The organism is Castellaniella hirudinis (assembly GCF_042651965.1).
Taxonomy (GTDB): domain Bacteria; phylum Pseudomonadota; class Gammaproteobacteria; order Burkholderiales; family Burkholderiaceae_B; genus Castellaniella; species Castellaniella hirudinis.
Window position 1 is genome coordinate 57,429 of the sequence record NZ_JBHSDY010000011.1, and the last position, 19,255, is coordinate 76,683.

General features: G+C 65.2%; 15 protein-coding genes. 10 read left to right on the forward strand and 5 right to left on the reverse strand.

Annotated elements, in window-relative coordinates:
* Positions 1-22: 22 nt before the first annotated feature.
* Positions 23-970, reverse strand: coding sequence for a type VI secretion system baseplate subunit TssG (tssG, locus tag ACFO0J_RS16770; RefSeq protein WP_376814235.1), 948 nt, complete (start codon positions 968-970; stop codon positions 23-25).
* Positions 967-2,697: a type VI secretion system baseplate subunit TssF gene (gene tssF / locus ACFO0J_RS16775; RefSeq protein ID WP_376814236.1), complete on the reverse strand. Its 1,731-nt coding sequence runs from the start codon at positions 2,695-2,697 to the stop codon at positions 967-969. The genes tssG and tssF overlap by 4 nt, the downstream gene beginning before the upstream one ends.
* 72 nt (positions 2,698-2,769) lie before the next feature.
* On the opposite strand from tssF, the gene ACFO0J_RS16780 reads away from it, so the two are divergent.
* Positions 2,770-2,907, forward strand: coding sequence for a hypothetical protein (locus tag ACFO0J_RS16780; RefSeq protein WP_376814237.1), 138 nt, complete (start codon positions 2,770-2,772; stop codon positions 2,905-2,907).
* On the forward strand, positions 2,904-3,341 hold the full coding sequence (gene tssE, locus ACFO0J_RS16785) for a type VI secretion system baseplate subunit TssE (RefSeq protein ID WP_376814238.1): 438 nt from the start codon (positions 2,904-2,906) through the stop codon (positions 3,339-3,341). The genes ACFO0J_RS16780 and tssE overlap by 4 nt, the downstream gene beginning before the upstream one ends.
* Before the next feature lie 9 nt (positions 3,342-3,350).
* Here tssE and ACFO0J_RS16790 read toward each other — a convergent pair whose 3' ends face one another.
* Positions 3,351-4,010, reverse strand: coding sequence for a cysteine hydrolase family protein (locus ACFO0J_RS16790; RefSeq protein ID WP_376814239.1), 660 nt, complete (start codon positions 4,008-4,010; stop codon positions 3,351-3,353).
* A gap of 135 nt (positions 4,011-4,145) precedes the next feature.
* On the opposite strand from ACFO0J_RS16790, the gene ACFO0J_RS16795 reads away from it, so the two are divergent.
* Positions 4,146-5,108, forward strand: coding sequence for a GlxA family transcriptional regulator (locus ACFO0J_RS16795; protein WP_376814240.1), 963 nt, complete (start codon positions 4,146-4,148; stop codon positions 5,106-5,108).
* A 53-nt stretch (positions 5,109-5,161) separates the two neighbouring features.
* On the opposite strand, the gene ACFO0J_RS16800 is transcribed toward ACFO0J_RS16795, so the two are convergent.
* The gene (locus tag ACFO0J_RS16800) at positions 5,162-7,456 is read right to left on the reverse strand and encodes an NADP-dependent malic enzyme (RefSeq protein ID WP_376814241.1); all 2,295 of its coding nucleotides are present in this window, start codon (positions 7,454-7,456) and stop codon (positions 5,162-5,164) included.
* 311 nt (positions 7,457-7,767) lie between these two features.
* On the opposite strand from ACFO0J_RS16800, the gene ACFO0J_RS16805 reads away from it, so the two are divergent.
* The 5 genes from ACFO0J_RS16805 to ACFO0J_RS16825 all read left to right on the forward strand — a co-directional run bounded on the left by ACFO0J_RS16805 (position 7,768) and on the right by ACFO0J_RS16825 (position 15,910).
* The gene (locus ACFO0J_RS16805) at positions 7,768-10,647 is read left to right on the forward strand and encodes a 2-oxoglutarate dehydrogenase E1 component (RefSeq protein ID WP_376814242.1); all 2,880 of its coding nucleotides are present in this window, start codon (positions 7,768-7,770) and stop codon (positions 10,645-10,647) included.
* A gap of 48 nt (positions 10,648-10,695) precedes the next feature.
* Complete coding sequence (odhB, locus tag ACFO0J_RS16810; RefSeq protein WP_376814243.1) at positions 10,696-11,892, forward strand: 2-oxoglutarate dehydrogenase complex dihydrolipoyllysine-residue succinyltransferase; 1,197 nt, start codon at positions 10,696-10,698, stop codon at positions 11,890-11,892.
* Between the two features lie 108 nt (positions 11,893-12,000).
* Entirely contained in the window at positions 12,001-13,428 is a 1,428-nt protein-coding gene (lpdA, locus tag ACFO0J_RS16815) for a dihydrolipoyl dehydrogenase (RefSeq protein WP_376814244.1), read from the forward strand.
* Between the two features lie 10 nt (positions 13,429-13,438).
* Positions 13,439-14,530 carry a cell division protein ZapE gene (zapE, locus tag ACFO0J_RS16820; RefSeq protein ID WP_376814245.1) on the forward strand — a complete coding sequence of 364 codons (1,092 nt, stop codon included), beginning with the start codon at positions 13,439-13,441 and terminating at the stop codon, positions 14,528-14,530.
* A 45-nt stretch (positions 14,531-14,575) separates the two neighbouring features.
* On the forward strand, positions 14,576-15,910 hold the full coding sequence (locus ACFO0J_RS16825; protein ID WP_376814246.1) for a tryptophan--tRNA ligase: 1,335 nt from the start codon (positions 14,576-14,578) through the stop codon (positions 15,908-15,910).
* A gap of 33 nt (positions 15,911-15,943) precedes the next feature.
* Here ACFO0J_RS16825 and ACFO0J_RS16830 read toward each other — a convergent pair whose 3' ends face one another.
* Complete coding sequence (locus ACFO0J_RS16830) at positions 15,944-16,690, reverse strand: TrmB family transcriptional regulator (RefSeq protein ID WP_376814247.1); 747 nt, start codon at positions 16,688-16,690, stop codon at positions 15,944-15,946.
* A 258-nt stretch (positions 16,691-16,948) separates the two neighbouring features.
* On the opposite strand from ACFO0J_RS16830, the gene ACFO0J_RS16835 reads away from it, so the two are divergent.
* Both ACFO0J_RS16835 and ACFO0J_RS16840 read left to right on the forward strand, forming a co-directional pair.
* Complete coding sequence (locus tag ACFO0J_RS16835) at positions 16,949-17,893, forward strand: carbon-nitrogen hydrolase family protein (RefSeq protein ID WP_376814248.1); 945 nt, start codon at positions 16,949-16,951, stop codon at positions 17,891-17,893.
* Between the two features lie 47 nt (positions 17,894-17,940).
* Positions 17,941-19,182 carry an ABC transporter substrate-binding protein gene (locus tag ACFO0J_RS16840; RefSeq protein ID WP_376814249.1) on the forward strand — a complete coding sequence of 414 codons (1,242 nt, stop codon included), beginning with the start codon at positions 17,941-17,943 and terminating at the stop codon, positions 19,180-19,182.
* Positions 19,183-19,255: the final 73 nt, after the last annotated feature.

Here is a 19,255-nt window from a genome sequence, read left to right on the forward strand (position 1 = left end):
AAACCGGGCCTGGAAATCGGATCTACAACGTGAACCCCGGCACGCCGTGGACCGTGGTGTCCTCGCTCATCAGCCAACTGTCGCGGCCCAGGGACGCCCAGGACGCGCCGCCCAGGGGCAGCGGGCGCGCCACGTCGGGCTTGAGCCCGATTTCGAGGTGGATGTGCAGGGGATCGAGCAGGTAATACCGCACGATGAAGCGCAGCTTGGCGAATTCTTCGCCGCCGGGCAGCAGCTTCAGGAACAGCTCGCTGCCGACCTCGGTGATGCGCAGCGTCAGGTTGCCGGTGCGGCATTTGATCTGGGCGCCGAGGTGGGTGTCTTCGCCCAGGCCGCAGGCCTGCCCGCCCAGAACCGTGCGCTGGTCCTGGGGGATGGGCTGCCAGCGCTCGTCCTGCTGGACGATGTCCACGCGTGTGCCGGGATACAGGGCGGCGACGATGGTCTGCAGCCCCATGGCCGAACGTGGATACTGGCTGAACAGGCCCGCGAAGCGCAAAAGCTGCGCGACCCCGGGGCGGTCCATGTAGCGCAGCGGCCGGTTGACGCCCACAAAGGTGTGGAAGATTTCCAGCAGCCGGCGGTCGTCGAATTCCTTGATGCGGATGTGGGCCCGCGATTTCAGCCAGGCCCGGAAAAACAGCGGGTAGATGGTCTGGCTGATGATGTCCAGGAAGTCACGATTGCTGTGGCGGCCTTCGTGCTGCTCGTCGAGCAGGTCCTCGGTGTAGAAGGTGGGCAGCGGCGAGGTGACGCCGTACAGGCCCAGGAAGTTGGCCGTCAGGCGGTATTCCGCCGTGCCGACTTCACGGATTTCACTCAGGTCGTTGCCGGGAAAATCCAGGCTGAGATTGGGACGGACCTTGATGGACGGGTTCTGGGCGCCCTCGCGGTGCGCAAGCAGGCGCAGCAGGCGATAGGCCTGCGAGAACGAGAAACGCTCGCCGCTGGCGAGCAGCCGGGATTTCATAGCACCGGCTTGCGACCCATGCGCATCGGCCATTTGAACAAGGTCCCCGTGTTCTTATCGTGCATCTCGAAACGTGTGTAGGAGTTGATGCCCGCGTAGCAGGCGAGGAAGCGGTCCAGGACGCAGCCCCACAGGTACATCGCCCCGGGGCTGGGCCAGTTCTTTTCCTCGGAGGCCAGCAGGACGTGCTGGCCTTGCATCATGGAGCCGCGCACCAGGCGGGTTTCGCGGGTGATGGTCAGGTCGAGCAGGCCGTCAATCTGGCGCTCGTTGGCGCTGCGCACGCCGCTGTCGTACGAGCAGGTCGAGTTGTACAGCCGCAGGATGGCGCGCAGGTTCTCGATGCTGGAGAGCGACAGCAGGTTCAGCGTGGTGTGGCTGATCACGTCCCAGAGCAGTTTCTCGCCGTGCGGCGGATCAATCGCGGCGGTGATGGGCGTGATGTTGCGAAAGGCAAAGCGTTCGGGCGAGGTGCCGGTTGCGCGCGATACGTCACCCAGCTTGAGGGTTTCGGGCAGGTTCCGGTTCGTGCAGGTCAGTCGCAGCGACAGGGTCTCGTTGGCAGGGGTTTCGTCGGCCTCGTAGACCACCGACAGATAGGTGTCGATGGTGCGGCCCACCATGGCGGGCCGCATCGAGGTGCGGTAGCTGGCCTGCGCCTCCTGGCGCGAATGCGTCAGCAGCGAGAAGGGCACGTAGCGCTTGGGTTCGGCGCCGCCCTGGCGGTAACCGCTGACCGCGTCGATCGAGTAGATCTGATAATGCTGGCGCTGCGCCCCGTGGGGCTGGATCAGATATTCCGACATCTCGTGGTCGAGATTGATGGGCTCGGCCTCGACGGGGAACAGATTGACGGCGGGCGTCACGTTCAGCGCGAAATGGCGCGCCGTGACCTGCGGCATGGTGAAGCTGTTTCTGTGAAAGGCGATTTCGATGCGGAACCGGCTGCCCTGGAGCAGGCCGCGGCCTTTGTGCAGGTCGGTGAACTCGACGAACAGGAACTTTTGCGGCAGGAACAGCAGTTCCTGCATCCAGCTGAAGGCCGGGAAGGCATTGTCGGGGTAGGGCAGCAGCGATTCGTCAAAGCCGGGCAGGGACAGCGCGGTCGACAGGGTGACGGCGTGGCCTTGCTGGTCGAGCAGCCGCACACTCTTGACCTGATGGCCCAGCAGCATGAACAGGTTGGCGGCCTCGGCCTGTTCATCGGCGAGGAACAGGCGCAGGCGTTCGGGCAGCATCAGGCCCTGGGCGTCCTCGGGCGCCTGGAACTGCAGGCGCAGGGTGTGCGAGCCGTCGGCCTGCCGTTCGCTGGCGGCGGTTTCGAGCGACAACTGGGGGATGTGCAGCGCGGCCGTGGTGCGGAACCGGCAACTGACGCCTTCCACCGGCGTCGAGCCGATCTCGGTGCCCTCGGGGATGGCGGCCGTTTCGGACAGCGGGGCCTTGGGCGTGAACGCGATCATGGTCGAGGCCGGCAGGGGCCGCAGGAACTGCGGCACCAGGATGCTGGCCAGTTCCTGGACGATCTCGGGGAATTCGTCGTCCAGTTTCTGGCGCGTCAGGCCGTTGAGAAAGGCGACGCCTTCGAGCAGGCGTTCGACGTCGGCGTCGGTCGACACCGAGCCGAGCATGGGCGCGACGGCGGGATTGGCCTGGGCAAATTCCAGGGAGTGGGCTCGCAGACGCGCGAGTTCGGTGGTGTAGAACCGATTGAAGCTGGTGGCCATGGCCTGGTGATCCGTTCCTTGCGTACGTCCATAGGCCCGGCGCTCGGGGCGGGCTGCGGAGGACCATACTGCATGAACCTGTTTCCTGGTGTCAAGCAGGCCCGGCCTGCCTTTGCGGGTGCGGGCGCCGCGCCGGCCCTGGAGATTCCCGGACGGGTCGGGTACGATGAACCCCTTTTCCGCCATCAGATAAAGCACGGCACGCCATGAGTCAGGTCCGTTTGCTGGAACGATTGTCCGCGCTCGAAGACCCCGCCCACGTCGCCGGCGCATCGCCGGACCGGCGGCTGCGCGAGTCCGTGGTCCGGCACCTGGATCGCCTGCTCAATACCCGGGCCGGGTCCGTGCCCATCGACCACGATTACGGCCTGCCCGACATGAGCAACATCGCCGGCTCGTTCGCGCTGGGCACGACCGAGTCGCTGAGCGAAGCCATCCTCCGCCAGATCGTCCGCTACGAGCCGCGCCTGAAGAACCCGCGCATCACGGTTGAGCCGGAACAGCGCGAGGTCATCACCTTGCGCTTCGAGCTGCGGGGCCAGCTCGAGTCCGACCGCGCCGACGCGCCGGACCAGACGTTCGTCATGATCCTGCGGGTGAATTCGTCGGGCCGGGTCTTCGTCGAGCCGCAGGCCTCGACCTAGCGGGGGCGCTCAGGCGGCTTGCTGCGTCACCGCATCCTGCAGCAGGCCGCGCGCCCGCCGGTTGGACAGGTAGATGTTGTCGCGCACCGGCTGCGCGCCGGTCTTCACGCTGTCGACCCAGTCCTGGGTGGACATCACCGCCGCGAAACGCGATTGCAGCACTACGCTGAACACGCGGTGGATGTCTTCGGCGCTGGCGTATCCGGCCTGGTTGCGGTAGGGCACTGAACCCGAGGCATCGTGCAGGAATTCGACTGCGGTGCCGTGGTGCAGGGCGTGGTTGATGGTCGAGGCATCGCAATTGTGCGTCATATAGCCGGCCACCGTCAGCGTGTCGATGCCGCGCGCCTGCAGCCAGGCCGCCAGATCGGTTTCCGGGTAGGCGCTGGGCAGCGTCTTGCGCAGGTAATGGTCGTGCGGGCGCGAGGCGACCACGGGATGCAGTTGCCAGCCCTCGGAGTCGACGGCGAACAGCGGCGAACTGGCGGGCGAGGTCTGCTGCACCACGATCACCGGGATGCCGGCCGCCTGCGCCGTGTCCATGGCGAGGCCGATGTGGGCAATGGTGAGCGACGGGTCCGGATATTCGATCGGCAGGCCGCCGGTGAAATATTCGTTTTGCGCATCGATGACGATCAAGGCGCGCTTCGGGGCGGTGTGGGCGGTCATGGCGGGATTCCTGAAAATCGATGAGGGGAGGGCGTGTTGAACGCCCATGGACAGCATCTTCGCGCACGGCTATGCTTCCAACAAGTGTCCTGAATAACCGTTATCGAAAGGATCGGGCCAACCTGCCCTGCTGCCATGCCGCCCCGGAAAATCGCCGTTCTGGCCTTTGATCACATCAGCCCGTTCCACTTGTCCGTGCCGTGCCTGGTGTTTGAAAACCGCGCCGGCCAACCCGAGCACGAACTGTGGATCTGCGCCGCAGAATCCGCCCCCGCGGGCGGCCTGCGCACCACGGCCGGCTTCACGGTGCAGACCTCTTTGACGTTGGCCGATGCGGTTCAGGCCGACGTGCTGATCGTGCCGTCGTGGCGCGATCCGGACGAATGTCCGCCCGCGGCGATGCTCGATGCCGTGCGCGCGGCCCGCGCACGCGGCGCGACCGTGGTCGGCCTGTGCCTGGGGGCGTTCGTCCTGGCCGAAGCCGGCATCCTCGACGGCCACGAGGCGGCCACGCACTGGAGCGCGGTCGAGAAGCTCTCGCGACGTTACCCGCATGTGAAACTGAGGCCCGACGTGCTGTACCAGGACGCCGACGAGGGCCGCCTGGTGACCTCTGCCGGCACGGCCGCCGGCCTGGACTGCTGCCTGCATCTGCTGCGCCGCTGGCACGGCGCGGACGTGGCCAACCTCGTGGCGCGGCGGCTGGTGGCGGCCCCGCACCGGCAGGGCGGGCAGGCGCAATACATCGAGCAGCCCTTGCATGACGCGCCGGGCGGCGATCGCTTGTCCGATCTGTTGAATTGGGTGGCGGCCCATCCGTCCGAACCGCACACGCTCGATTCGCTGGCCGGGCGCGCCGCGATGAGCCGCCGCAATTTCACGCGGCGATTCCGGGATCTGACCGGCACGACGGTCGGGCAATGGCTGCTGGGGCAGCGCCTGGCCTATGCGCAGCGCCTGCTGGAGACCACGCACCAGTCCGTGGAAACCGTCGCGCAGCAGGCGGGCTTCGGCAGCGCGGCCTCGCTGCGCCAGCATTTTAGCCAGGCGTATCGGACCTCGCCCAGCGCGTATCGCGCGCTGTTTGCGCGGGTATGAAAAAGCCGGCCGCCTTGTAAGGGGCGGCCGGCTCCAGGCGCAGGGCAGGGCGATCAGATCGCCTGGCCTGCCTCTTGCTGGGCGTCCACCACGGCCAGGGCCGTCATGTTGACGATGCGACGCACCGTGGAGCTGGTGGTCAGGATGTGCACCGGGCGCGCCGCGCCCAGCAGCACCGGACCCATGGCCACGCCGTGGCTGCCCGTCATCTTCAACATGTTGTAGGTGATGTTGCCCGCGTCCAGATTGGGCATGATCAGCAGGTTGGCCGGTCCCTTCAGGCGCGTGTCGGGGTAGGCATGGACGCGGATGTTCTCGGACAGGGCCGAGTCCGCGTGCATTTCGCCGTCGACTTCCAGTTCGGGCGCGCGCTGTTCGATCAGGCGCCGGGCCTCGGCCATCTTGCGGGAGGACGCCGTGGGGCGGCTGCCGAAGTTGGAGTGCGAGAGCAGGGCGACCTTGGGCACGATGCCGAAACGGCGGACTTCCTCGGCGGCCAGGATCGTCATGTCGGCGATCTGTTCGGCGGTGGGGTCTTCGTTGACGTGCGTGTCGCAGATGAACAGGGTCTGGGTCGGTAGCATCAGCACGTTCATGGCCGCGTAGGTGCGGGCCGTGGGCTTGAGGCCGATGATCTCTTCGACGTATTTCAACTGATTGTCGAAGCGGCTGGCCACCCCGCAGATCATCGCGTCGGCGTCGCCGCGTTGCAGCAGCATCACCCCGATCAGGGAGTTGTGCTTGCGCACCATGGCCTTGGCGATGTCGGGCGTGACGCCGTCGCGGCCGCGCAGCTTGTAGTAGGCGTTCCAGGTCTCGTTGAAGCGCGTGTCGTCCTCGGGATTGACGATTTCCACGTTCTGGCCGGGCACCAGGCGCAGGCTGAACTTCTGGATGCGCATGTCGATCACGGCGGGACGGCCGATCAGGATCGGCTGGGCGAAGCCTTCGTCCAGCACCGTCTGGGCGGCGCGCAGCACGCGTTCGTCCTCGCCGTCGGCGTAGATCACGCGCTTGGGCGCGGACTTGGCCTGGCGGAACAGCGGGCGCATCAACTGGCCGGAGTGGTAGACGATGCTCATCAGGGACTGGCGGTAGGCGTCCATGTCCTCGATGGGGCGGCGGGCCACGCCGGAGTCCGCGGCGGCCTGGGCGATGGCCGGAGCGATCTTGACGATCAGGCGCGGGTCGAAGGGTTTGGGAATGATGTATTCCGGGCCGAAGGTCAGGTCCTGGTCGACGTAGACGCTCGCCACTTCGGCGCTGCTTTCAGCCTGGGCCAGTTCGGCGATGGCCTTGACGCAGGCCAGCTTCATCTCTTCGTTGATGACGGTGGCGCCGCAGTCCATGGCGCCGCGGAAGATGAAGGGGAAGCACAGGACGTTGTTGACCTGGTTCGGATAGTCCGAACGGCCCGTGGCGACGATGCAGTCGGGCCGGGCGGCCTTGGCGTCCTCCGGGCGGATTTCCGGGTCGGGGTTGGCCAGGGCCAGGATCAGCGGGCGGTCGGCCATGGAGCGCACCATGTCCTGGGTCAGCACGCCAGGGGCCGAGCAGCCCAGGAACACGTCGGCGCCCTTGCAGACGTCGGCCAGGGTGCGGGCGTCGGTCGCTTGGGCGTAGCGGGCCTTGTTGGCCTCCATCTTTTCATCGCGGCCCTGCCAGATCACGCCGCGTGAATCGACCACGTAGATGTTCTTTTGCGAAACGCCGAGCTTGACCATCAGGTCCAGGCAGGCGATGGCGGCGGCGCCCGCGCCCGAACACACCAGCTTGACCTGGCCGATGTCCTTGTCCACGACCTTCAGGCCGTTCAGGACGGCGGCCGAGGAAATGATGGCGGTGCCGTGCTGGTCGTCGTGGAAGACGGGGATCTTCATGCGCTCGCGCAGCTTCTTCTCAATATAGAAGCATTCCGGCGCCTTGATGTCTTCCAGGTTGACCCCGCCCAGGGTCGGTTCCAGCGCAGCGATGATGTCGACCAGTTTGTCCGGGTCGTTTTCGTTCAGCTCGATGTCGAACACATCGATGCCGGCGAACTTCTTGAACAGGCAGCCCTTGCCTTCCATGACGGGCTTGGCCGCCAGCGGGCCGATATTGCCCAGGCCGAGCACGGCGGTGCCGTTGGTGACCACGCCCACCAGATTGGCGCGCGAGGTGTACTTGGCTGCAGCGGATTCGCCCTCGGCATGGATGACCATGCTGGCGGTCGCCACGCCCGGGGAATAGGCCAGGCTCAGGTCGTCCTGGTTGGCCAGGGGCTTGGTCGGGACGACGGAGATTTTGCCGGGGGTGGGAAATGCGTGGTAATCGAGCGCCATCTTGGCGCGGTCGTCTTTCAGGTCCATGGCTGCCTGTGCTCCTGAGGGTTTGTGTCGTTTGTATTGTGACTGAAGTTGCTGAAATGCTGTGCGGCGTGGGGCATGTGTTTGTTAATCCCAACGCCAATCGGGCGAAAAGCAGCCTGGAATGGGCGTTTTCGGCCGATCAGTTTAAACCTATGCCATCGGACGGGTATACTTTGCCCTTAATACGGCTTATGCAAGGCGTCGTACTGTTTGCCTTCTGCCCCTGCTATCCGCTCATCGGTCTGGCCGAGTCGCGGAAGGTTTCTCAATCTGCATCGTTCGGGTGAAGCACCCGTCAGGTGAAGCGCACAATGTCCACGGAACAAGAACTCCAGTCCAATTCCTATTTGTTCGGCGCCAATGCGCCCTACGTAGAAGACCTCTACGAAGCCTATCTGAACGACCCAGGTTCCATTCCGGACCAGTGGCGCTCCTACTTCGATCAGTTGCAGCATCTGCCTGCCGCTGACGGTCGTGAGGCCACCCGCGATCAGGCCCACGCCCCGATCGTCGCCTCTTTCGCCCAGCGCGCCCGCGAAAACACCCTCCAGATCCGCCCCGCGCAAGCCTCCGACCAGTCCCTGGCCATTGCCGGCAAGCAGGTCTACGTCCAGTCCATCATCGCCGCTTACCGCACGCTGGGTTCCCGCATCGCCCAGCTCGATCCGCTGAAGCGCCGCGATCGTCCGGACATCCCGGAACTGGACCCGACCTTCTACGGCCTGTCCGAGGCCGACCTGGATCAGATCTATTCGGCCACGAACACGTATTTCACCAAGGCCGATACGATGACCATGCGGGACATCCTCAAGGCCCTGCGCGACACGTATTGCCAGAACATCGGCGCCGAATTCATGCACATCGCCGATCCGGCGGTCAAGCGCTGGATTCAGGAACGCCTGGAATCCACGCTGGGCGTCGGTGAGTTCACCACTGAACAGAAACGCAACATCCTGCAGCAGGTGACCGAGGCCGAAGGCCTGGAACGCTTCCTGCACACCAAATACGTCGGCCAGAAGCGCTTCTCTCTGGAAGGCGGCGAAAGCTTCATCGCCTCGATGGACGAGGTCGTGAACCACGCCGGTGAAAACGGCGTCCAGGAAATCGTCGTCGGCATGGCTCACCGCGGCCGCCTGAACATGCTGGTCAACATCATGGGCAAGATGCCCGGCGACCTGTTTGCCGAATTCGAAGGCAAGCACGCCCAGGGCCTGAGCGACGGCGACGTCAAATACCACAACGGCTTTTCCAGCGACCTGTCCACGCGCGGCGGCCCGGTCCACCTGTCGCTGGCGTTCAACCCCTCGCACCTGGAAATCGTCAACCCGGTGGTCGAAGGCAGCGTGCGCGCCCGCCAGGACCGCCGCGACGACGAGGCCGGCGACCAGGTCCTGCCGGTGCTGGTGCACGGCGACGCGGCCTTTGCCGGCCAGGGCGTCGTGATGGAAACCCTGAACCTGGCCCAGACGCGCGGCTACGGTACGGGCGGCACGCTGCACATCGTCATCAACAACCAGATCGGCTTCACGACCTCGGACCCGCGCGACACGCGTTCCACGCTGTATTGCACGGACGTGGTCAAGATGATCGAAGCCCCGGTCTTCCACGTCAACGGCGACGATCCCGAAGCCGTGGTCTTCGCCACCCGCCTGGCCCTGGACTACCGCCAGCAGTTCAAGCACGACGTGGTCGTGGACATCGTCTGCTTCCGCAAGCTGGGTCACAACGAACAGGACACGCCGTCCCTGACCCAGCCGCTGATGTACAAGAGTATCGGCGTTCACCCGGGTACGCGCAAGCTCTACGGCGACCGTCTGGTGGCCCAGGGCGTGCTGGCTGCCGAAGAACCCGATCAACTGGTCAAGGACTACCGCCAGTTGATGGAAGACGGCCAGCGCACGGTCGAACCCGTGCTGACCGACTACAAGAACAAGTACTCCACCGACTGGTCGCCGTTCCTGGGCGCCAAATGGACGGACCATGCCGACACCGGCATCCCCCTGGCGGAACTGACCCGCATCGGTGAACGGCTGACCCAGGTGCCGGACAGCTTTACCGTGCACCCGCTGGTCAAGAAGCTGCTGGGCGACCGCCTGGCCATGGCGCGCGGCGAGCACCCGGTGGACTGGGGCATGGGCGAGCACCTGGCCTTTGCCACCCTGGTGGCCAACGGCTATGCCATCCGCATCACCGGCCAGGACTCCGGCCGCGGCACCTTTACCCACCGTCACGCCGTGCTGCACGACCAGAAGCGCGAGCGCTGGGATGACGGCACCTACGTGCCCCTGCAGAACGTGTCCGACAGCCAGGCGCCGTTCACGGTGATCGACTCCGTGCTGTCCGAAGCCGCCGTGCTGGGCTTCGAATACGGCTACGCCACCGCCGAACCCAATGTGCTGACCATCTGGGAAGCCCAGTTCGGCGACTTCGCCAACGGCGCCCAGGTCGTGATCGACCAGTTCATCTCGTCGGGCGAGGCCAAGTGGGGCCGCCAGTGCGGCCTGACGCTGATGCTGCCGCACGGCTACGAAGGCCAGGGTCCGGAGCACTCCTCGGCGCGCATCGAGCGTTTCCTGCAACTGTGTGCGGACAACAATATGCAGGTCGTGCAGCCCACCAACGGCGCGCAGATCTTCCACGTGTTGCGCCGCCAGATGATCCGCCCCTTCCGCAAGCCGCTGGTCATCTTCACGCCCAAGTCGCTGCTGCGCAACAAGAACGCCACTTCGCCCCTGAGCGATCTGGCCACCGGCGGCTTCCAGCCCGTGATCGGCGAAGTCGACGCGAACATCGCGCCGGCCGACGTGAAGCGCGTGCTGCTGTGCTCCGGCAAGGTCTACTACGACCTGACGCATGCGCGCACCGAACTGGACCGCAAGGACGTGGCCATCATGCGCGTCGAACAGCTCTATCCCTTCGCCCACAAGTCCTTCCAGGCCGAACTGCAGAAATACCCCAACGCCACGGAACTGGTCTGGGTGCAGGACGAGCCGCAGAACCAGGGCCCGTGGTTCTACGTGCAGCACCATCTGTACGAGAACATGAGCGACGGCCAGAAGCTCGGCTACGCCGGCCGTCCGGCCTCGGCCTCGCCCGCCGTCGGCTACCTGGCCAAGCACCAGGAACAGCAGCGCGCCCTGATCGAGCAGGCCTTTGCGCCCAAGCTGAAAAGCTTCTCGCTGATCAAGTAATCCGACCTCCTTCAAATACAGAAATACAGACTACACGGAAAAAATATCATGGCCATTACCGAAGTCCTCGTTCCGCAGCTTTCCGAATCAGTGTCGGAAGCCACTCTGCTCAACTGGAAGAAGCAGCCCGGCGAAGCCGTGCAGGCCGATGAAATCCTGATCGAAGTCGAAACCGACAAGGTCGTGCTCGAAGTCCCGGCCCCCGCCTCGGGCGTGCTGGCTGAAATCGTCAAGGGTGACGGCAGCACCGTCACCTCGGGCGAAGTCCTGGCCCGCATCGACACCGACGCCAAGGCTGCCGTTGCGGCGCCGGCCGCTGCCGCCGCGCCCGCGCCGGCTGCCGCCGAGGCGGCCAAGCCCGCCGCCAAGTCTTCGGTGGCGTCTCCGGCCGCCGGCAAGATCCTGTCCGAAAAGGGCATCGACCCCGCCACGATCGAAGGCACGGGCCGCGCCGGCCGCGTGACCAAGGCCGACGCCCTGGGCGCCACGCAAGCCCCGGCGGCTCCCGCCGCCCCGTCCGCTCCGGTGCCGGTCAGCCTGGACGGCCGCCCCGAACAGCGCGTGCCCATGAGCCGCCTGCGCGCCCGCGTGGCCGAACGCCTGATCCAGTCCCAGACCGAAAACGCCATCCTGACGACCTTCAACGAGGTCAACATGCAGGCGGTGATCGATCTGCGCAAGAAATACAAGGACTCCTTCGAAAAGGAACACGGCGTCAAGCTGGGCTTCATGTCCTTCTTCGTCAAGGCCGCCGTGGCGGCGCTCAAGCGCTACCCGGTCGTCAACGCCTCGGTGGACGGCAAGGACATCATCTACCACGGCTACTTCGACATCGGCATCGCCGTGGGCAGCCCGCGCGGCCTGGTGGTGCCCATCCTGCGTAACGCCGACCAGCTCAGCATCGCGGAAATCGAAAAACAGATCGCTGATTTCGGCCAGCGTGCCCAAGCGGGTAAACTGGGCCTCGAAGAACTGACCGGCGGCACTTTCTCCATCTCCAACGGCGGCGTGTTCGGTTCGATGCTCTCGACCCCGATCATCAACCCGCCCCAGTCGGCCATCCTCGGCATCCACGCCACCAAGGATCGCCCGGTGGTGGAAAACGGCCAGATCGTGATCCGTCCGATCAACTATCTGGCGCTGTCCTACGACCACCGCATCATCGACGGCCGCGAAGCCGTCCTGGCCCTGGTGGCCATGAAGGAAGCCCTGGAAGATCCCCAGCGCCTGCTGCTGGGCGTCTGATCCCGGACAGTGCTTCACTTCGCGCGCGCCCCCCAGGGGCGCGCCCGGCGGGCATGCGTTTGGTTTCAACGTATGCCCGCTCATCCTTTTGAGAATTGAGAACTCATCATGGCAAAACAATTCGATGTGATCGTGATCGGCGCCGGTCCCGGCGGCTATATCGCCGCCATCCGCGCCGCCCAGCTGGGCCTGTCCGTGGCCTGCGTGGACGCCTGGACCAGCCCGGCGGGCAAGCCCGCGCCCGGCGGCACCTGCACCAACGTCGGCTGCATCCCGTCCAAGGCCCTGCTGCAGTCGTCCGAGCACTACGAGCAATTGAACCATCACTTCGCCGAGCACGGCATCACGGCCAAGGGCGTCAGCCTGGACCTGGACAAGCTGATCGGTCGCAAGGACACGGTGGTCCAGCAGAACAACGCCGGCATCCTGTTCCTGTTCAAGAAGAACAAAGTGTCCTTCTTCCACGGCACCGGGACCCTGGCCGCCAAGACGGACTTCGGCTGGTCGGTGAAAGTCGCCGGCAAGACCGACGAAGATCTCGAAGGCCGCCACGTGATCGTCGCCACCGGTTCCAGCGCGCGTGCGCTGCCCGGCGTGCCCTTCGACGAAGCGCAGATTCTGTCGAATGACGGCGCGTTGCGCATCCCCGCCGTGCCCAAGAAGCTCGGCATCATCGGCGCGGGCGTCATCGGTCTGGAAATGGGCAGCGTCTGGCGCCGCCTGGGTGCGGAAGTCACCATCCTGGAAGCCATGCCCGAGTTCCTCGGCGCAGTGGACCGCGACGTGGCCAAGGAAGCCCAAAAAGCATTCGCCAAGCAGGGCCTGGACATCCAGACCGGCGTGCGCATCGGCGAGGTCAAGGCCTCCGCCAAGGGCGTCAACGTCCAGTACACGGACGCGGCCGGCGCCGAACAGAAGCTGGCGGTCAATCACCTGATCGTGTCCATCGGCCGGGTGCCCAACACCCAGGGCCTGGGCGCCGAGGTGGTGGGCCTGAAGCTGGACGAGCGCGGTTTCGTGGTCGTCGACGAAGACTGCCGCAGCAACCTGACGAACGTCTGGGCGGTGGGTGACGTGGTGCGCGGCCCGATGCTGGCGCACAAGGCCGAAGAAGAAGGCGTGGCGGTGGCCGAGCGGATCGCCGGCCAGCACGGGCACGTCAATTTCGGCACCATCCCCTGGGTCATCTACACCTCGCCCGAAGTCGCCTGGGTCGGCAAGACCGAACAGACGCTCAAGGCCGAGGGCCGTGACTACAAGGCGGGCAGCTTCCCCTTCATGGCCAACGGCCGCGCGCGTGCGCTGGGCGACACCACCGGCTTCGTCAAGATCCTGGCGGACGCCAAGACCGACGAGGTCCTGGGGGTGCACATCGTCGGCCCGATGGCCTCCGAACTGATCGCCGAAGCCGTGACCATCATGGAATTCCGCGGCGCCGCCGAGGACATCGCGCGCATCTGCCATGCGCACCCGACCCTGTCCGAAGCCGTCAAGGAAGCCGCCCTGGCCGTCGACAAGCGCACGCTGAACCTGTAAGCCGCTGACGATGGATGTCAGCGCGTATTACGCGCAAGCCCTGAGCGAGCGGGGCTTCGTCGCTGACGAAGCCCAGCGCGCGGCGGTCGAGCGCCTGCAGCAATACTATGACGACTGGATCGAGTTCAAGCGCCAGCGCTCGAACGGCCTGAAAAAGCTGTTCCTGCGTCCGGCCGTGCCGCGCGGGGTCTACCTGTGGGGCGGCGTCGGACGCGGCAAGAGCTTTTTGATGGACGCGTTCTACATGACCGTGCCCGTCAAACGCAAAGTGCGCCTGCACTTTCACGAGTTCATGCGCGGGGTCCACCGGGAAATCCGCGCCGTCAGCGGCGAGGCCGACCCGCTGGACCACGTGGCGCGCAAGGTCGCCGCGCGCTATCGCCTGATCTGCTTCGACGAGTTTCATATCTCGGACGTGGCCGACGCCATGATCCTGTACCGGCTGCTGATGCGTCTGTTCGAGCACGGCACGTCGTTCGTCATGACCTCGAACTACGAACCGTCCACGCTGTACCCGGACGGTCTGCACCGCGACCGCATCCTGCCGGCCATCGCCCTGATCCAGGAAAAGATGGACGTGATGAACGTCGATGCGGGCGTGGACTACCGGCGCCGCACGCTGGCGCAACTGCGCACCTACATCACGCCCATCGTGGCCGCGACCCACGATGAATTGCGCTCGGCCTTCGAGCGCCTGGCCGACACCGCTGAACAGAAGCCCGTCCTGCAGATCGAGAACCGCGAGGTCAAGGCGGTGGCCTTGGCCGGGACCGTGGTCTGGTTCGATTTTCAGGCCTTGTGCGGCACGCCGCGCTCGCAAAACGATTATCTGGATCTGGCGGATCGCTTCCAGACCGTGATCGTGTCCGACGTGCCGCGCATGAGCCCGCGCCAGGCGTCCGAGGCACGCCGTTTCACCTGGCTGGTGGACGTGCTCTACGACCACAAGGTCAAGCTGATCCTGTCGGCCCAGTGCCCGGCCGATGCGCTTTATACTCAAGGGCCGATGTCGAATGAATTTTCCCGTACCGTGTCGCGTCTGATGGAAATGCAATCGCGCGAATACCTGGCCGAAACGCGCCGGGTCTCGGTCGTTCTGTAGGGGCGGGACACGCCCCGGTCGCCTGGAACCCCCTCTGGAAACCCCATGAGCACACCCGTCACCCGCGTCTTGACCGGCATCACGCCGTCGGGCACCCCCCACTTGGGCAATTACGCCGGCGCCATCCGTCCGGCGATCCAGGCCAGCACCGAGCCGGGCGTGGATGCCTTTTTCTTCATGGCCGATTATCACGCGCTGATCAAGTGTGATGACCCCGCGCGCATTGCGCGTTCGCGCCTGGAGATCGCCGCGACCTGGGTCGCCGCCGGCCTGGATACGGACCGGACGACTTTCTACCGCCAATCGGACGTGCCGGAAATTCCGGAGCTGTGCTGGATGCTGAACTGCGTCACGGCCAAGGGCCTGATGAACCGCGCGCATGCGTACAAGGCTGCCGTGGATGCCAACGGCGTCAAGGGTGTCGAACCGGACGACGGCGTCAGCATGGGCTTGTTTTCCTACCCGGTGCTGATGGCCGCCGACATTCTGATGTTCAACGCCCACCGCGTGCCGGTGGGGCGCGACCAGGTCCAGCACCTGGAAATGGCGCGCGACATCGCCCAGCGCTTCAACCATCTGTATGGCCGGGGCGAAGCCTTGTTCGTGCTGCCGGAGGTCCAGGTCGACGAGGCCGTCGCCACGCTGCCGGGCCTGGATGGGCGCAAGATGTCCAAGAGCTATGACAACACCATCCCCTTGTTCGAGGGCGGGGCCAAGGCCCTGAAGTCCGCCGTGGCGCGGATCGTCACCGATTCGCGCGCGCCCGGCGAGCCCAAGGATGCCGAGGGCTCGCATCTGTATATGTTGTACCAGGCCTTTGCCACGTCCGCGCAGGCAGCGGATTTCCGCACCGCCCTGGAAGGCGGCCTGGGCTGGGGCGAGGCCAAGCAGGCGCTGTGCGAGCGGATCGAGGCCCAGATCGGCCCGATGCGCGAACACTACGCGGATCTGATGGCCCATCCCGAGCGGATCGAGGACATTCTGCAGGCCGGCGCGGCCAAGGCCCGGCGCACCGCGACCCCCATGATGGCGCGTTTGCGCGAAGCCGTGGGTCTGCGCATGACGGCCGGGACCGGCGCTGCGCAGACGGCCGGGGCGTCCGTGCGCGCGAGCCGCGCCCGGATCGTGTCCTTCCGCGACGAGGACGGCCGGTTCCGCCAGCGCCTGTTCGGCGCCGACGGCGCCGAGCTGCTGCTGTCCGAGCCCTTTGGCGACCCCAAGGTCCTGAACGCGCTGGGCCGGTCTTTCGCCGGACGGGACCTGTCGGGCCTGGCGCCCGGGGCCGACGGCCAGGTTGCGCTGGAGGCCGACAGCCTGTGCTGGGCGCGTGTCCCGGCGGATCGCCTGGCGGCGGTGCGGGACGCCCTGGCGCAACTCTGAGCGCCGCCTTCAGGCGGCGCAGCCGGGTCGGCTTCAGGCCTGACTGCGTTCGGCATTCAGCCAGAGCTGGTCGAACAGGTATTCCTGGATGTGGGCGAATTCCTCGCTCTGGATGACCAGCCCGAAGTTCTCCCGCCGCGAGGAAATCAGGCTGACGCAGTCGTCGTGGATGAACATGGTCATGGAAAAGTTCGTCAGCGCGGGTGCGTAGCGCAGTTCCCGCTGGATGGCCGGGTTGGTGCCCCAGATGTTGCTGACTTCCTCGGTGCGGGTGCGGATCACGCGCAGTTCGATGCCCCGGCGGATGCGTTCCTGACTGAACTTGTCGACTTCCTCGAAGCCCGGGGTCTCCAGCATTTCGGCCATGGACAGACAGGCGCGCACCACGCCTGATTTGCATTCGAGCGTGTTGTGCAGCACGGTGCGGATCCCGGCTTCGCCTTCGTACAAGCGCACTTTGGGCCGGATGGGCGAGGCATTGTGCAGCGCGGTCAGTTCCGGGATCAGGTCGCGCAGGTGCGCCAGCCGCGTCTCGTGGCGCTTGAGCAGTTGCTCGGGCGGTTCGGGGACGACAATGATGCGCCCCTGTTTCTCGTGTCGGGTGACCAGGCCGTTTTCCACCAGACGGGCCAGCACGTCATAAGCGGTCGTGCGGCCGATGCCGGCCTGCTTGGCGATCAGGTGCACCGGGGCTTCTCCGGTTTCCAGGGCGGCCAGATACAGTTTCGCTTCCTTGCCGGTGATGCCGATCGCAGCCAGGCGCTCTCTCAGATAAAACATCGGCCTTTTTCCTTGTTGAAAAGGTGGGGGATAGACAGGCCGAGCGTATCACGACGGAGTGTCGAAAATGATCGACAGTCTATTGTTTGAAGTCGTATCGGGCTGAATTTATTTCTCTATCAGATTGAATAATATGTGATTTTATGAATTGTTCGATTTGACGAATAATTCAGACTGCTCCGTCATCTTGACGTCCTTGGGCGCCTCTCTAGACTGTTCTGTCTACGTTGTTTTCCGTCTGATCGCTTGAGGTGTTCCATGCGTTACAAAGCAGCAGTCGTCCAGGCCGGTTCGGTCCCTTTTCATCCGGAAGCGTCGGTGGACAAGGCCTGCGGCCTGATCGCCGAGGCCGGGCGGGAAGGGGCGCGCCTGATCGTCTTTCCCGAGGCCTTCATTTCGGGCTATCCGAAGGGGTGTCATTTCGGCGCGCCCGTCGGCTACCGGACCCCGGAGGGGCGCGAGGATTTCTTCCGCTACCAGGCCGGTGCGATTACGGTGCCGGGGCCCGAAACCGATCGCCTGGGCGAGGCCGCCCGCGAGGCCGGCGCCTTCGTCGTCATAGGCGTGATCGAACGGGACGGCGGCACCCTGTACTGCACCGTGATCTTCTTCGGGGCGGACGGCGCGTATCTGGGCAAGCACCGCAAGCTGATGCCCACGGTGGCCGAGCGGGTCGTCTGGGGCTTTGGCGACGGCTCGACCCTGCCGGTGTTCAACACGGAACTGGGCAATGTCGGTTCGGTCATCTGCTGGGAAAACTACATGCCGGCCCTGCGCCTGGCGATGTACGGCAAGGGCGTCAACATCTATTGCGCGCCCACGGCCGACGATCGCGACGTCTGGCTGGCCTCGATGCGGCATATCGCCCAGGAAGGGCGCTGCTTCGTGTTTTCCGCCTGCCAGTACATCACGCGCGGCGCCTATGACGAGGACTACCGCTGCGCGCGGGGCGATGAGCCCGGCACGGTGCTGCTGCGCGGCAACAGTGTCATCGTCGATCCGATGGGCGAGATCATTGCCGGGCCGTATGCCGAAGGGGAAACCATTCTCTACGCCGACGTCGACCTGGATCTGATCCAGCACACCAAGTTCGAATTCGACGTCGTGGGGCATTATGCCCGCCCGGACATTTTCTCGCTGCAGGTCAACGAGCAGCCCCTGTCGCCCGTGCGCTATATGAACGGGACCGCGCCGAAAGCCTGAGCGCCGGCCGCTGACCACTCAATTCTGGAATTCTGGAGGATACAACCATGAAGCGCATCAACCACACGTCCGGCACGCGTCTCACCACCCTGGTCGCCGCCTTGTCTGCGGGCTTGTTCTGCGCCGGCGCCGCCCAGGCGCAGGCCGGCGCCTTTTCCGATGGCGTCGTGAAAATCGGCGTGCTGACCGATTTGTCGGGCGTCTATTCCGACGTGGGCGGCAAGGGCTCGATCATCGCGGCGGAAATGGCCGTCAAGGATTTCGGCGGTTCGCTCGACGGGACGCCGGTCGAGGTGGTGTCGGCGGATCACCAGAGCAAGGCGGACGAGGGCGCGCTGGTGGCCCGCACCTGGTTCGACCGCGAGCAGGTCGATACCATCGTCGGGATGAACAATTCGTCGGTCGCCCTGGCGGTGGTCAATATCGCCAAGGCCGACAACAAGATCGTCATCAACACCGGCGCGGGCACGACCGCGCTGACGAACGAGAGCTGCGCGCCGACGTCCATCCACTACAACTACGACACGTATGCGCTGTCGCACGGCACCGCCAAGTACGTCGTCAAGAACGGCGGCGATTCCTGGTATTTCGTGACGGCCGATTATTCATTCGGCAAACAGCTGGAAAAGGATGCCACCGCCGTGATCAAGGAAAACGGCGGCAAGGTGCTCGGGTCCGCCCGCCACCCGATCAATACCGGCGACTTTTCCTCGTACCTGATGTCGGCCCAGGCCTCGGGCGCGAAGATCGTCGGCCTGGCCAATGCGGGCAAGGACACCATCAACGCCATCAAGACCGCACACCAGTTCGGCGTGACGGAAAACCAGGACCTGGCCGGTCTGCTGGTGTTCATCCAGGACATCCATAGCCTCGGCCTGGACGTGGCCAAGGGCCTGTACATCACCACGGGCTTTTACTGGGACCGCAACGAAGAGACGCGCGCCTGGTCCAAACGCTTCTACGAACAGGCGGGCAAGATGCCGTCCATGAATCACGCGGCGACGTATTCGGCGACGCTGCATTACCTGAAGGCGGTGCAGGCCGCCAGGACGGACGCGACCGACGCCGTGAACCAGCAGATGCGCAAGACGCCGGTCGATGACTTTTATTCCCGGGGCGGCGTCATCCGGCCGGATGGGCGGATGATCCACGATATGTACCTGGTGCAGGTGAAGTCGCCGGCGGAATCGAAATATCCCTGGGACTACTACAAGGTCATCGCCACGATTCCTCAGGACGATGCCTTCATGCCCTTGTCCGAGAGCAGTTGCGCTTTGCTCAAGCAGTGATGCTGCGCGCGGGTGATCCCGCGCGTGTCATCCTGCGTGCGCTCCAGGAGCGGCCCGGCTGAACGCCGGGCCG

What these genes read in the sequence shown, in the direction of transcription:
- tssG (WP_376814235.1), bottom strand. Translation starts at nt 970, where the DNA reads ATGAAATCCCGGCTGCTCGCCAGCGGCGAGCGTTTCTCGTTCTCGCAG.
- tssF (WP_376814236.1), bottom strand. Translation starts at nt 2,697, where the DNA reads ATGGCCACCAGCTTCAATCGGTTCTACACCACCGAACTCGCGCGTCTG.
- ACFO0J_RS16780 (WP_376814237.1), top strand. Translation starts at nt 2,770, where the DNA reads ATGAACCTGTTTCCTGGTGTCAAGCAGGCCCGGCCTGCCTTTGCGGGT.
- tssE (WP_376814238.1), top strand. Translation starts at nt 2,904, where the DNA reads ATGAGTCAGGTCCGTTTGCTGGAACGATTGTCCGCGCTCGAAGACCCC.
- ACFO0J_RS16790 (WP_376814239.1), bottom strand. Translation starts at nt 4,010, where the DNA reads ATGACCGCCCACACCGCCCCGAAGCGCGCCTTGATCGTCATCGATGCG.
- ACFO0J_RS16795 (WP_376814240.1), top strand. Translation starts at nt 4,146, where the DNA reads ATGCCGCCCCGGAAAATCGCCGTTCTGGCCTTTGATCACATCAGCCCG.
- ACFO0J_RS16800 (WP_376814241.1), bottom strand. Translation starts at nt 7,456, where the DNA reads ATGGACCTGAAAGACGACCGCGCCAAGATGGCGCTCGATTACCACGCA.
- ACFO0J_RS16805 (WP_376814242.1), top strand. Translation starts at nt 7,768, where the DNA reads ATGTCCACGGAACAAGAACTCCAGTCCAATTCCTATTTGTTCGGCGCC.
- odhB (WP_376814243.1), top strand. Translation starts at nt 10,696, where the DNA reads ATGGCCATTACCGAAGTCCTCGTTCCGCAGCTTTCCGAATCAGTGTCG.
- lpdA (WP_376814244.1), top strand. Translation starts at nt 12,001, where the DNA reads ATGGCAAAACAATTCGATGTGATCGTGATCGGCGCCGGTCCCGGCGGC.
- zapE (WP_376814245.1), top strand. Translation starts at nt 13,439, where the DNA reads ATGGATGTCAGCGCGTATTACGCGCAAGCCCTGAGCGAGCGGGGCTTC.
- ACFO0J_RS16825 (WP_376814246.1), top strand. Translation starts at nt 14,576, where the DNA reads ATGAGCACACCCGTCACCCGCGTCTTGACCGGCATCACGCCGTCGGGC.
- ACFO0J_RS16830 (WP_376814247.1), bottom strand. Translation starts at nt 16,690, where the DNA reads ATGTTTTATCTGAGAGAGCGCCTGGCTGCGATCGGCATCACCGGCAAG.
- ACFO0J_RS16835 (WP_376814248.1), top strand. Translation starts at nt 16,949, where the DNA reads ATGCGTTACAAAGCAGCAGTCGTCCAGGCCGGTTCGGTCCCTTTTCAT.
- ACFO0J_RS16840 (WP_376814249.1), top strand. Translation starts at nt 17,941, where the DNA reads ATGAAGCGCATCAACCACACGTCCGGCACGCGTCTCACCACCCTGGTC.